Raw genomic sequence first — 12944 nt, 5'->3', positions numbered from 1 at the left:
TGGAATCATGCCGAGCGCTCTGGAATTCACCGATGTCGTCGTGCGCCGTGACGGGCGCAACATCGTCGATCATGTGACCTGGCAGGTTGCAGACGACCAGCGATGGGTGGTGCTCGGGCCGAACGGCGCGGGCAAGACGACCCTGCTGCAGTTGGCCGACACGCTGATGCACCCGACGGAGGGCAGGGTCGACATCCTGGGCGAGACACTCGGTCGCGCCGACGTGTTCGAGATCCGTCCGCGCATCGGCTTCGCTTCCTCTGCGATGGCCAAGCGCATCCCACGCGACGAGACAGTGCTCAACGTCGTACTCACCGCGGCCTTCTCAGTGATGGGCCGCTGGAACGAGAAGTACGAGAACATCGATGAGCGTCGCGCGCTGCGCGTTCTGGAGGAATGGAAACTCGGTCACCTCTCAGACCGCACGTTCGGCACACTCAGCGACGGCGAGCAGAAGCGTGTGCAGATCGCTCGTGCGGTGATGACCGACCCGGAACTGCTCCTGTTGGATGAGCCGACGGCATCCCTCGATCTCGGCGCGCGTGAAGAACTGCTGAGCCTGTTGAGCGGGTACGCATCGTCGCCCACGACGCCGGCGATGGTCATGGTGACTCACCATGTCGAAGAGATTCCGATCGGATTCACCCACGTGCTCCTCATCCGTGACGGCGCGATCGTTGCTGCCGGTCCGATCGCCGAGACGCTGACTGCCGCGGCCCTCACCGACACGTTCGGCTTGCCGATCGCACTCTCGTCGGAAGAAGGTCGGTACGCGGCGCGCGCGACTTCGTGACCGCGCATCTGCTAAACTCGACCCCTGGTGCACCTGCACCCTCTGACTTTCAATTTGTACGCACCCGCAAGCCAAGGAATCCGCATGAAGACTGACATTCACCCCGCCTACAAGGACATCGTGTTCCGCGACCTCGGCTCGGGCGAGACGTTCCTCACCCGTTCCACCGTCACCAGCGACAAGACCGTTGAGCTGGACGGCGTGGAGTACCCCGTCATCGACGTCGAGATCTCCTCGGCTTCGCACCCGTTCTACACGGGCAAGCAGCGCATCATGGACTCGGCCGGTCGCGTCGAGAAGTTCAACCAGCGCTTCAAGGGCTTCGGCGGCAGCAAGTAAGCAGCTTCCCGCAGCACGAAGGCCCCGCTCCGGCGGGGCTTTCGTCGTTCATGGGCGGGGGTTCAGACGCTGGTGTACGCCCGTACCGGCCAGGTGCCGTCGAGCGCATCGCTGGCGTCGAGCCGGCCGATGCGGATGAAGTATTCTGTGAGGCTTTCGGCCTGAGTACGGGCCCAGCTGATCTGCTGAGTGTGTAGCTCTTGGGCTGAAGGAGCGAGCTCGAAGGATCGGCCGATCGCCTGCGCGACGCGGCCCGCGGCAATGGCATCTGCTGAGGCCTCGTGTGCGCCATCGAGCTGGACACCATAGTGTTGAGCGACCACTTCGAGCGTTCGTTTGCCCTTGCGGTACCGGTCAACGGCCTTATCAATCACCAGCGGGTCGATGATCGGGCCCGGAGTCTCAAGCGGTGCGATGCCATGACGCAGGCACTCGTTCGTCAGCAGTGAGAAGTCGTACGAGGCGTTGTACGCGACCACCGGCATTCCCTGTGCAAACAGGGCGCGCAGTGCTGCGGTGATCTCGCTGACGACCTCGGCAGCCGGATGCCCGTCGCGCTGGGCCTGTGCGGTGGTCACGCCGTGCACGGCCGCTGCACCGTCCGGAATAGGGATACCGGGATCGGCCATCCACGATCGGGCTGCGATCTGGCGCCCCTTCGCGTCGAGCACTCCGACGTGCGCGGTGACGATGCGATCGGCGCTGACATCGACACCCGTCGTCTCAAGATCGAAGACGCCGATGCGACCGAGCCAGTCGGGGAGTTCGAGATCTGTTGCCATGCCCTAACGGTATGGAGAGCCTCGGACATTGTCGCTGAGGCTCGCCCGTAGACTGGAATCATGCCCGTCTTCTCGCCGTACGCCGATCGTTTGAGCCGTATTCCGATTGAGCGTCACGAGGTCGAAGTGCGCGGCGGAACAACAGCGTATTGGGTTTACGGTCCGTCAGCCGACTCGGATACCGACCAGAGTGCACAGGACGCGGCGGCCCCGAAGACAGAGCCGTTGACCGTCATCGCCGTGCACGGTTTCCGCGGCGAGCACCATGGCCTCGAGCCGGTTCTGGCCTACCTGCCTGACGTGCGCGTGATCGCGCCTGACCTTCCCGGCTTCGGCGAGACGCCACCGTTACCCGGACGCACCCACGATCTCGACGAGTACGCGGGGTGGTTGCAGGACTTCACCGCGGCGGTGGCACCGGGAGCGGTGATCCTCGGGCATTCTTTCGGTTCGATCGTCAGTTCGGCCGCTGTCGCCACCGGTTTGCAGACTCCCCGTCTCATTCTCATCAACCCGATCGGCGCGCCGGCACTGGAGGGGCCGAAGGGACTGATGACCCGGCTGGCCGTTCTCTACTACGAACTGGGCGCGAAGCTGCCGGCCAAGCTCGGCACAGCTCTGCTGCGCAGTCGTCTGATCGTCCGCGTCGCCAGCATCACGATGGCGAAGACCAAGGACCCCGTGCTGCGGCGTTTCATCCATGACCAGCACGACACCTACTTCTCGGACTTCGCTGATCGTGACGTGCTTCGGGATGCCTTCGTCGCCAGTGTCTCGCACGATGTGCGAGCCTTCGCCCCGCGCATCGCGGTGCCGACGCTGCTGGTGGCGGCGCAACAGGATGACATCACCCCGATCGAAGCTGAACGGCATCTGGCCACTCTGTTCCCGAGCGCGGAGCTGGTGGAAATCGCAGATGTCGGACACCTGATCCACTATGAAACCCCCGCGGAAGCGGCCGGGCACATTCGTCGCTTCCTCAGGGTTCCCGTCGCGCAAGGCCGATGAGCCCCGCAACACGGAACGGAATCACTTCGCCCATCGCCAGCGAAGTCTCGGTACGCTCCACGCCTTCGATGGACAGAATTCGCGCATCCGTGTCAAAGAGATGGCGTGCATCACGGCACGCCACTCGCGCAAGCAGATCGATGGATCCGCTCAAACCGTGCACCTGCAGAATCTCGGGAATTCGTGCAAGTTCCGCGGTGATCCGCGGCAGATCGGTTTGACGCAGCCCGATACTCACGAACGCCTGCAGCGGGAAACCGAGCACCTCCGGTGAGAACGAGCGTTCGTAGGACAGGAACACTCCGGTCTGCTCAAGCCGAGCCATTCGGGCCTGAATCGTATTGCGCGACAAGCCGAGCATGTCTGCGAGCGCGACAATCGTCGTGCGTGGATCCTCAGCGAGCACAGTGAGCAGTTCGAGATCAACTCGGTCAAGCGTCGACATAGTGCCAAACGTTAGCAGGATCTGTGCCGCGTTAATGGGCAACATGCTCAGCGGTTTGCTCAATGCTTGAGCGTGCTGATCAGTAGACGTACGCTCGAAGCATCCGATGACGATGTCGGAGCAGGCGTGCAACTCCTCACGAGGGAGTCACCTGACAGGAGGACGATGATGTCACCGCAGACCACCCCGATCGCAGACACCACACAGGATCTTGAGCTCTCCGAGCGGCTCATCGCGCCCGACGGGACGCGCCTGAGCAACCCCGCGCTGGACGCATTGGTCGCTGACGTTGACGCCGCGCAACTGCGCGACCTTCATCGCGACATGGTGATTCTTCGTCGCATCGACTCCGAGGGTGTTGCACTGCAACGACAGGGACAGCTGGGCCTGTGGGCACCGTGCAACGGCCAGGAGGCGGCGCAGATCGGCACAGCACGCGCTCTGGACCCAATCGACTTCGTGTTCCCGAGCTACCGCGAGACCGGCGTGATCTACGCGCGGGGCGCGCAGCCGGCGGACTTCGTCCGCGTGTGGCGCGGTGAAGAGGGTGCGCCCTTTGATCCGCAGGAGATGCGCGTTGCGCCGCTGCAGATCATCATCGGCGCCCAGACACTGCACGCCGTCGGCTACGCGATGGGCATCAAATACGACAAGGCCCCGGAAGTTGCCGTGACCTATTTCGGAGACGGCGCCACCAGCCAGGGTGATGTCAACGAGGCCATGGTGTTCGCTGCTTCCTATCAGGCCCCGGTGGTGTTCGTCTGCCAGAACAACCACTGGGCGATCTCCGAGCCCGTTGCTGTGCAGTCGCAGTATCCGATTGCCGGCCGCGCCCCCGGATTCGGCATCCCCAGCATGCGTGTCGACGGAAACGACGTACTGGCCTGTATGGCTGCGATGCGCTGGGCTCTGGCGCATGCGCGGGCAGGTAAGGGACCGGCGTTCATCGAGGCGGTGACCTACCGGATGGGGCCGCACACCACCTCCGACGACCCGACGCGTTACCGGGATGCTGCCGAGCTTGAGGCCTGGCGCACGCGTGACCCGATCGCACGGTTGGAAGCGCACCTGCGCACCGCCGGAGAGATCGATGACGAGCAGATCGCCGCAGCACATGCCGACGCAGATGTCATCGCTCGTCAGATGCGTGCCGAATGCATCAGCATGGTGACCCGTGAGCCGCTCGCCGTCTTTGATGGTGTGTACGCCGAGCCGCATTGCGGTATCGATCGCCAGCGCGATGAGTACGCAGCGTACCTCTCGAGCTTCGAGGAGGCGTGAGATGACCGTGATGACTCTGGGCAAGGCCCTCAACGCTGGACTCCGTCAGGCCATGAAGGACGACGACAAAGTCGTGCTGATGGGTGAAGACATCGGAAAGCTCGGGGGCGTATTCCGCATCACCGACGGGTTGCTGGACGAGTTCGGCGCGACGCGCGTGATCGATACTCCACTCGCCGAGTCCGGGATCGTCGGCGCCGCAGTCGGGCTGGCCTACCGTGGGTACCGACCCGTGGTCGAGATCCAGTTCGACGGATTCGTCTATCCGGCGTTCGATCAGATCGTCTCGCAGGTTGCGAAGTTGCACTACCGCACGCAGGGCCGGGTGAAGATGCCGATCACGATCCGCATTCCCTGGGCCGGTGGAATCGGTGCGGCGGAACACCACTCGGAGTCCCCGGAAGCCTACTTCGTACACACCGCCGGGCTACGGGTGATCGCTGTCTCCAACCCGGAGGACGCCTATCGCTGCCTACAGCAGGCGATCGCATCAGACGACCCGGTGATCTTCTTCGAACCCAAGCGCCTCTATCACCACAAGGGCGAGGTTGACCTGGATTCTTCGCTGGCGGACGCTTCGCCGATGGGGCTCGCCCGTGTCGTCCGCGAAGGATCGGATGCCACGGTCATCACGTACGGCGCAATGCTGTCAACAGCGCTGGATGCCGCGGACGCTGCCGCCGACGAAGGCTTGTCTCTCGAGGTCATCGATCTGCGTTCGTTGTCACCCATCGACTACGACACGGTCGCCGCATCCGTTCGGCGTACCGGACGCGTCGTGGTCGCGCACGAGGCATCACGGGAGGCCGGAGTTGCGGCTGAGGTGATCGCAAGCATCACGGAGCGCTGCTTCGAGTACCTCGAGTCCGCCCCTCTGCGCGTAACCGGACACGATGTGCCGTATCCGCCCGCAAAGCTGGAGAAGTTCCACCTGCCGGATCTGGACCGGATTCTTGATGCCGTCGACCGCGTCCTTGAGCGACCGAACAGCTTGACGGGGGCCGAATCATGATCGAAGAATTCCGTCTTCCTGATCTCGGTGAGGGGCTCACTGAAGCCGATGTCGTGCAGTGGCTCGTTGCGCCCGGTGACACAGTCACGCTGAATCAGACCCTGGCCGAGGTGGAAACCGCCAAGGCTGTTGTTGAGCTGCCGTCACCCTATGAGGGCACCGTGCACAGTCTGCACGCCGAGGCCGGAGACACCGTGGCCGTTGGTGCACCGCTCATCGCCTTCGACGTCGCCGGCGAAGCCTCGGATGATGAAGCGCCGCCAGCCCAGGCCCAGGCCCCGACAGAGGAAGCGGAGAAGACACCGCCGAATCTGGTGGGTTATGGCGCAGCTCCGTCGAGCACGGCACGCCCGGTCCGGCGCGCTCGGCGCTCGGCTGTGGGGACCAGGACTATCGATACCGCTGTGTTGGAGGCGGCCCCGCACGATGTTCTCCCCGAGATGCCAGCGCCCCGCCAGACCGGTGAACGGCCGCGTTCCACGCCGCCGGTGCGCGCCTACGCCAAGCGGCTGGGCGTAGACATCGTCCTGGTTGCCGCGGAAGTCGGTGACCGGCTCATCACACGCGATGACATCGATGCCTATGCCGAGCGCATCGGTGCGGCTCCGCAGACCGGTCCCGCTGAGACAGCAGCATCGAAGCATCCGGCGCCGCCTACAGCGCCTCCGTCGACGCCGGGGGAGCGTGAAACACGCATTCCCATTCGCGGGGTGCGCAAGCACACCGCCGCCGCGATGGTGCAGAGTGCGTTCACCGCTCCGCACGTGACCACCTTCCACACGGTTGATGTCACCGAAACGATGGATCTCATCGCGAGCCTGCGTCAGGATCGCGCTCTGGCCGAGCATCGGATCGGACCGCTTGTCGTCGTGGCGAAGGCCGTCTGCCTGGCCCTGACCCGTACACCTGGGCTGAACTCGCGCTGGGACGAGGAAGCCGCAGAGATCGTACAGCCGCACTACGTCGATCTGGGCATTGCCGCGGCAACCGAGCGTGGTCTCATCGTGCCGAACATCCGTGATGCGGATCAGATGAGTCTGCCAGAGCTCGCCGACGCACTGAGTGCTCTGACCGAGACTGCGCGGTCCGGGAAGACCTCGCCGGCCGAGCTGATGGGTGGCACATTCTCGATCACCAACATCGGAGTCTTCGGTATCGATGCGGGAACCCCGATCCTGCCGCCCGGTCAGTCGGGAATTCTCGCGGTGGGAGCGGTTCGTCGTCAACCCTGGGAATACCGCGGTGAGATCGCGCTGCGGCAGATGATGACGCTGAGTCTCTCGTTCGATCATCGCGTCGTGGATGGCGCCGAGGGTGCGCGCTTCGTCAAGGACGTCGCGGATATTCTCGAACAACCGGGCCGGGCGATGCTCCTGCGGTGATCGCGCGGAGCCGGTCTGAAATCAGAGGCCAGCGAGCAGTGCGGCCTCGGCCATCGTGATCAGCGTGCGCGCGGTTGTCTTCTTCGAACGGGAAGCGCTGCGCGTGCTGTGGGGCGTGGAGTTGATGAGGCCGAAGCACGCCTGGACGCGGAGGCGCAGCTCATCGGTTGCGCCCGACTGCAAGGGATGCAATGCGTCGATCCACAGGTCAATATAGGTGCGCTGCAGGCGGCGGACCTCCGCCTGGTCAGCATCTGCGAGATGGGCCAGGTCCCGGTCTTGCACCCGGATGACGTCGGCGTTGGACAGTGCGAAATCAACGTGGAAGGTGACGAGTGCCCGCATCCGCTCGCTCTCGTCCGCTGCGCCGTCAAACACGTTCCGGCCGCCACTGACCAGTTCCTCGCTGACCTTGATCAGCACGGCTCCCAGCAGAGCCTGCTTGCCGGCGAAGTGACGATACACAGCGGGACCGGAGACGCCGACGGCGGACCCGATGTCCTCAAGACTCACCCCGGAGTATCCGCGCTCGGCAAAAAGGCGCGCCGCTTCCTGCAGGAGGGCATCGGCACGCTCGGCCTTGGCGCGATCTCGCGCAGTGACAGGGGTTGTCATCTCAGTTAATGCTCGCTAACCTAAATGAACTGGTTAGTGAACACTAACCGAAAATGCATGATGAGTGCCACCACGTGAGTCAAGGAGGACATCACGATGCCCCCTACCCAGCAATCGCTCGCGCGCGAGCTGCGCGACCGTCTGGCGACCGCCGCGCTCGGAGGTCCCGAACGTTCCCGCCAGCGGCACGTTGAACGGGGCAAGCTGCTGCCGCGAGAGCGCATCACCCGGCTGCTGGATGAGGGCAGCCCCTTCCTCGAGGTCTCGCCGCTCGCTGCGGACGGTATGTACGACGGCGAAGCTCCGGGGGCAGGTGTCATTGCAGGCATCGGTCTGGTGCACGGGCGGCATGTGATGGTCGTATGCAATGATGCCACCGTCAAGGGGGGCAGCTACCTGCCGATGACGGTGAAGAAACACCTGCGCGCGCAGGAGATCGCGCTGGAGAATCGGCTGCCGTGCCTCTATCTCGTCGATTCTGGGGGAGCATTCCTCCCCAAACAGGACGAAGTGTTTCCCGACCGCGAGCACTTCGGTCGCATCTTCTTCAACCAGGCCCGTATGAGCGCGGAACGCATCCCGCAGATCGCGGCCGTGCTCGGCAGCTGCACCGCCGGTGGTGCCTACGTCCCCGCTATGAGCGATGAAACAGTGATCGTGCGCAACCAGGGCACGATCTTCCTCGGCGGGCCACCGCTGGTGAAGGCGGCGATCGGCGAGGTCGTCAGCGCTGAAGAACTCGGCGGGGGAGAGCTGCATGCCCGCCGCTCGGGCGTCGTCGACCATCTCGCCGAAGACGATGAGCATGCCCTGGAGATCGTGCGCAACATCGTTGCCACCCTGCCGCAGCCCGCGCAGCCGGCGTGGGATGTGGATCCCTCTCACGAGCCTGCGGAGCCATCCAGCCTGTACGACGTGGTTCCCGTAGACGTGAACGCAAGCTACGACGTGCGAGAGGTTATCGCCAGACTTATCGACGGCGATTCGTTCCACGAGTTCAAGGCAGAGTACGGCACGACACTGGTCACCGGATTCGCCAGGCTCCACGGACATCCGATCGGCATCGTTGCGAACAACGGCGTGTTGTTCAGCGAGTCCGCCCTCAAGGGAGCTCACTTCATCGAGCTGTGCGACCAACGCGGCATTCCCCTGCTGTTCCTGCAGAACATCACCGGCTTCATGGTCGGCTCCGAAGCTGAAGCCGGCGGCATCGCCAAGGACGGCGCGAAGATGGTCACCGCTGTTGCCACGACTCGGGTGCCGAAGCTGACCGTCATCATCGGTGGATCCTTCGGCGCCGGCAACTACTCGATGTGCGGCCGCGCGTACTCACCGCGTTTTCTGTGGACGTGGCCTGCCAGCCGGATCTCCGTGATGGGTGGCGCGCAAGCAGCCTCGGTGCTGGCGACCGTGAAAGAAGACCAGCTCACCGGGCGCGGTGAGAACTGGAGCGGCGAGGAGCGCACCGCGTTCGAAGCGCCTATCCGTGCCCAGTACGAGACTCAGGGGGAGCCCTACTATGCCACTGCGAGGCTATGGGATGACGGAATCATCGACCCCGACCAGACCCGCGACACGCTCGGGCTCGCACTGGATGTCATCGCCCGCAGCCCGCTACCTGAACCGCGCTTCGGCCTTTTCCGGATGTGAGTGCCATGACCACTAGTGAGCCAGCCGCCGCGATCACCACTCGTCGTCCCGCGCGCGCGGACTTCGACACCGTCCTCGTCGCCAACCGCGGGGAGATCGCTCGACGCATCATTCGCACTCTGCGCGAGCGTGGAGTGCACAGCGTCGCCGTCTACAGCGAGGCCGATGCCACATCGCCACACGTCCGTGAAGCCGACAGCGCCGTGCTGATTGGCCCCGCACCGGCAGCGGAGTCATACCTGAGCGTTGACGCCATCATCGCTGCCGCGCAGCAGAGTGGCGCGCAGGCGATTCATCCCGGGTACGGTTTTCTGTCTGAGAGTATCGCCCTCGCAGAAGCCTGTGCGGAAGCGGGAATCACCTTCATCGGCCCCTCGCCCCGAGCGATTGAGATCATGGGCGACAAGTCCGCTGCCCGGGAACAGGTCGAAGCCCATGGTGTGCCGGTCGTCCCCGGCTTCGATGTCACCGGACTTTCGGACGAACAGATTGCCCAGCGTGCCGCAGAGGTCGGCTACCCACTGCTCGTCAAGCCCAGTGCCGGCGGCGGCGGAAAGGGGATGGAGGTCGTCTCGCAGGCTGATGAGCTCGCCGGTGCGCTGGCATCGGCTCGTCGCGTGGCATCAGCAGCGTTCGGCGATGATTCGCTGCTGTTGGAGCGACTCATCGCGCGCCCGCGCCACATCGAGGTACAGGTCTTCGGCGACGCCCACGGCACGGTGATCGCCCTCGGCGAGCGCGAGTGCACGCTGCAACGACGGCACCAGAAGGTCGTTGAGGAAGCTCCCTCCGTGGGGCTCGCGGAAGCCGTTCGAACGCAACTGTTCGCCGCGGCGATTCGAGCGGCCGAGAGCGTCGAGTATGTCGGTGCCGGCACCGTAGAATTCCTGGTCGATGCGGATGCCCCGGATGAGTTCTTCTTCATCGAGATGAACACGCGACTGCAGGTGGAGCATCCCGTCACCGAAGCGGTCACCGGACTGGATCTTGTCGCGTTGCAACTGTCGGTTGCTGCGGGGGAGAAGCTGCCCGAGCCGCCGGCCCTGACTGGCCATGCCGTCGAAGCCCGCATCTACGCGGAGTCTCCGGAACGGGGCTTTCTGCCGTCGACCGGGCACGTGTTGCGTTTCGATGCGCCGCCGGGCGTGCGCGTGGATGCCGCGATCGAGACGGGCAGCGAAGTCACCGGCTTCTACGATCCGATGATCGCGAAGGTCATCGCCTCCGGCCCTGACCGGGAGTCGGCGCTTGCCCGACTGGACGCGGCTCTCGCCCGCACTGTTGTGCTCGGGGTGGAGACGAACATCGCGTTCCTGCGGCAGCTGGTGACCAACGAGCGTGTCCTGCGCGGGGACTTGGACACCGGGCTGATCGAGACGCTGCTTCCGCTGTCGCCCCTCGTGGCGTCGCCCGGCATGCTGCAGGCCGCGAGAAACACCGTGCTGCATGAGAAACAGCCCCAGAACGTGTTTCTCATGCAGCAAGGCAATTCTCACCGCAGCGGATCGGTCTGGGCAGCCCTGACCGAGGAAACCGCTCACGAGATCGCTTTCCTCACCGACAGTGGCGAGCTCGTCGACGTACCTGGCGGATGGACATCGGATGCCGACGCCGCCGCCAGTGCGATCGACGAAGAAGGAGCGGTCTGGGTGTCGGTGGCCGGTCACACCTCGCGGCTCCGCCCGCTGAACCGGCGTGCTCGCATGCGCCATCGTCTGGCTGCTCAGCAGCCCGCAGCCGCCGAGACGAGCCCGGAAGCGCGAGCCCCGATGCCAGGCAGCGTCGTCGCGGTACACGTCACCGACGGAGCCCACGTCACAGCGGGACAGCCGCTCGTGTCCATCGAAGCGATGAAGATGGAGCATCCGGTGCTCGCACCACACGACGGCGACGTGCATCTACTGGTTGCCGTCGGCGACCAAGTACGGCGTGACCAATCCGTTGCGACCGTCACGTCCGCCTCAGAACACCCCGACGGAGGAGAACGACCATGACCTACGACCTCACTGAAGAAGAACTCGAACTGAGCACCATGGTGCGTGAGTTCGCCGACGCCGTTGTCGCACCGCAGGCGTACGAGGCTGATCGCACGCACACGCTGTCGATGGACGTTGTTTCGCAGATGGGCGAGCTTGGGCTGTTCGGGTTGCCGTTTCCTGAGGAAGTCGGTGGGCAGGGCGGCGACTACATGGCTCTCGGCCTTGCGATCGAAGCCCTCGGCCGGGTGGACCAGTCCATCGCGATCACACTGGAGGCCGGAGTAAGCCTGGGCGCAATGCCGGTCTTCCGGTTCGGAACGGATGCGCAGCGCGCCGAGTATCTGCCGGATCTGCTCGCTGGCCGCGCCCTGGCCGGGTTCGGACTGACAGAGCCTGAGGCCGGCAGCGATGCCGGCGCCACCCGCACAACCGCTCGCCGCGATGGCGACGAATGGGTCATCGACGGATCGAAGCAGTTCATCACGAACTCCGGCACGCCCATCACTCGATTCGTGACAGTCACCGCGGTCACCGGTACCACTCAGACTCCGGGCGCGCAGGCGCGTAAGCAAATCTCGACGATCATCGTTCCCAACGGCACCCCGGGCTTCACCGTGGAAGCACCGTACGACAAGGTCGGTTGGCATGCCTCAGACACACACCCGCTGAGCTTTGACGGCGCGCGCGTCCCCGCGGAGAATCTGCTGGGTGAAGAGGGGCGCGGGTTTGCGAACTTCCTCAACATCCTCGACGAGGGGCGCATCGCCATCGCGGCGCTCTCAACGGGCGCTGCGGAGGGATGCTTGGAAGCCGCTGTCGACTACGCCAAGAGCCGCACAGTCTTCGGCAGCGCGCTCAGCACGCGTCAGAACGCTCAGTTCACGCTGGCGAGGATGCGTACCCGGGTGCACACGGCCCGCCTGGCCTGGCATCACGCCGCACGCCTGCGGGACGCCGGAAAGCCGTTTGCCGAGCCGGCCGCGATCGCGAAGCTCGTTGCCGGAGACGCAGCGATGGACAATGCTCGGGATGCGACGCAGATCTTCGGCGGCAACGGCTTCATGAACGAGTTCTCGGTCGCACGCCACTATCGTGATTCGAAGATCCTCGAGATCGGCGAAGGCACGACCGAGGTGCAACTGCTGGTGATCGCTCGTGGATTGGGATTGACCTGATGACCGACATCGTCCAGCGCGGACTGTACTTCGAAGAGTTCGAAGTGGGTGCGCGTTACCTGCATCGACCAGGGCGTACAGCCACAGAGGCCGACAACATGCTGTTCACCACGTTGACGATGAATACCCAGGCACTGCACCTGGATGCGGCCTTCGCTGAGACCCAAGAGTTCGGCCAGCGGCTGATGAACTCGATGTGGACGCTGTCGACCATGGTCGGGGCATCCGTCGCCCAACTGACCCAGGGCACGCTGGTGGCCCAGCTCGGACTCGGTGACATCGCGTTCCCGCATCCGCTCTTCGCCGGTGACACCCTGTACACCGAGAGTGAGATCACCGATAAGCGGCTATCCGGGTCGCGTCCGGAGCAGGGTATCTGCACGATCGCGCACACCGGTCGTAACCAGGACGGTGTCATCGTCGCAACCGCGACACGCGTCGCTCTCATGCACTGCCAGCCGAAGGAGCAGTGACCGTGGCGCT

General features: G+C 64.5%; 13 protein-coding genes. 10 read left to right on the top strand and 3 right to left on the bottom strand.

The window, feature by feature from the left end; all coding sequences use genetic code 11:
- The first annotated feature begins 7 nt into the window (after positions 1 to 7).
- Positions 8 to 793, top strand: a complete 786-nt coding sequence (locus ACSU1L_RS03025) for an ABC transporter ATP-binding protein (protein WP_438254656.1) — start codon at positions 8 to 10, stop codon at positions 791 to 793.
- A gap of 84 nt (positions 794 to 877) precedes the next feature.
- Positions 878 to 1132 carry a type B 50S ribosomal protein L31 gene (locus tag ACSU1L_RS03020; protein WP_438254655.1) on the top strand — a complete coding sequence of 85 codons (255 nt, stop codon included), beginning with the start codon at positions 878 to 880 and terminating at the stop codon, positions 1130 to 1132.
- Positions 1133 to 1194: 62 nt separating this feature from the next.
- Here the strand turns inward: ACSU1L_RS03020 and ACSU1L_RS03015 are convergent, their stop codons facing one another.
- Positions 1195 to 1914: a 3'-5' exonuclease gene (locus tag ACSU1L_RS03015; RefSeq protein ID WP_439254679.1), complete on the bottom strand. Its 720-nt coding sequence runs from the start codon at positions 1912 to 1914 to the stop codon at positions 1195 to 1197.
- 60 nt (positions 1915 to 1974) lie between these two features.
- Here ACSU1L_RS03015 and ACSU1L_RS03010 point away from each other — a divergent pair, with 60 nt between their 5' ends.
- Positions 1975 to 2922, top strand: a complete 948-nt coding sequence (locus ACSU1L_RS03010) for an alpha/beta fold hydrolase (RefSeq protein WP_439254678.1) — start codon at positions 1975 to 1977, stop codon at positions 2920 to 2922.
- Here ACSU1L_RS03010 and ACSU1L_RS03005 read toward each other — a convergent pair.
- Positions 2894 to 3367 (bottom strand): Lrp/AsnC family transcriptional regulator, encoded by a 474-nt coding sequence (locus ACSU1L_RS03005; protein WP_438254650.1) that lies wholly within the window; start codon positions 3365 to 3367, stop codon positions 2894 to 2896. The two genes, ACSU1L_RS03010 and ACSU1L_RS03005, sit on opposite strands and share 29 nt — an antisense overlap.
- Positions 3368 to 3535: 168 nt before the next feature.
- Here ACSU1L_RS03005 and pdhA point away from each other — a divergent pair, with 168 nt between their 5' ends.
- The 3 genes from pdhA to ACSU1L_RS02990 are packed head-to-tail and all read left to right on the top strand — an operon-like array spanning position 3536 to position 7042.
- Positions 3536 to 4648, top strand: coding sequence for a pyruvate dehydrogenase (acetyl-transferring) E1 component subunit alpha (gene pdhA / locus ACSU1L_RS03000; RefSeq protein ID WP_439254677.1), 1113 nt, complete (start codon positions 3536 to 3538; stop codon positions 4646 to 4648).
- A 1-nt stretch (position 4649) separates the two neighbouring features.
- The gene (locus ACSU1L_RS02995) at positions 4650 to 5660 is read left to right on the top strand and encodes an alpha-ketoacid dehydrogenase subunit beta (protein ID WP_439254676.1); all 1011 of its coding nucleotides are present in this window, start codon (positions 4650 to 4652) and stop codon (positions 5658 to 5660) included.
- Positions 5657 to 7042, top strand: a complete 1386-nt coding sequence (locus tag ACSU1L_RS02990) for a dihydrolipoamide acetyltransferase family protein (protein WP_439254675.1) — start codon at positions 5657 to 5659, stop codon at positions 7040 to 7042. Before ACSU1L_RS02995 ends, ACSU1L_RS02990 begins: the two co-directional genes overlap by 4 nt.
- A gap of 21 nt (positions 7043 to 7063) precedes the next feature.
- Here the strand turns inward: ACSU1L_RS02990 and ACSU1L_RS02985 are convergent, their stop codons facing one another.
- The gene (locus tag ACSU1L_RS02985) at positions 7064 to 7657 is read right to left on the bottom strand and encodes a TetR/AcrR family transcriptional regulator (RefSeq protein WP_439254674.1); all 594 of its coding nucleotides are present in this window, start codon (positions 7655 to 7657) and stop codon (positions 7064 to 7066) included.
- Between the two features lie 96 nt (positions 7658 to 7753).
- On the opposite strand from ACSU1L_RS02985, the gene ACSU1L_RS02980 reads away from it, so the two are divergent.
- The 4 genes from ACSU1L_RS02980 to ACSU1L_RS02965 are packed head-to-tail and all read left to right on the top strand — an operon-like array spanning position 7754 to position 12934.
- Positions 7754 to 9307, top strand: a complete 1554-nt coding sequence (locus tag ACSU1L_RS02980; protein WP_439254673.1) for a carboxyl transferase domain-containing protein — start codon at positions 7754 to 7756, stop codon at positions 9305 to 9307.
- 5 nt (positions 9308 to 9312) lie between these two features.
- The gene (locus ACSU1L_RS02975; protein WP_439254672.1) at positions 9313 to 11301 is read left to right on the top strand and encodes an acetyl/propionyl/methylcrotonyl-CoA carboxylase subunit alpha; all 1989 of its coding nucleotides are present in this window, start codon (positions 9313 to 9315) and stop codon (positions 11299 to 11301) included.
- Complete coding sequence (locus ACSU1L_RS02970) at positions 11298 to 12461, top strand: acyl-CoA dehydrogenase family protein (protein WP_439254671.1); 1164 nt, start codon at positions 11298 to 11300, stop codon at positions 12459 to 12461. Before ACSU1L_RS02975 ends, ACSU1L_RS02970 begins: the two co-directional genes overlap by 4 nt.
- Positions 12461 to 12934 (top strand): MaoC family dehydratase, encoded by a 474-nt coding sequence (locus ACSU1L_RS02965; RefSeq protein WP_439254670.1) that lies wholly within the window; start codon positions 12461 to 12463, stop codon positions 12932 to 12934. Before ACSU1L_RS02970 ends, ACSU1L_RS02965 begins: the two co-directional genes overlap by 1 nt.
- Positions 12935 to 12944 lie beyond the last annotated feature (10 nt).

It is taken from the genome of Microbacterium sp. A94 (assembly GCF_051842855.1).
GTDB lineage: Bacteria > Actinomycetota > Actinomycetes > Actinomycetales > Microbacteriaceae > Microbacterium.
Note: the sequence above shows the minus strand (reverse complement) of the source record. Positions and strands in the feature narration are given on the sequence as shown.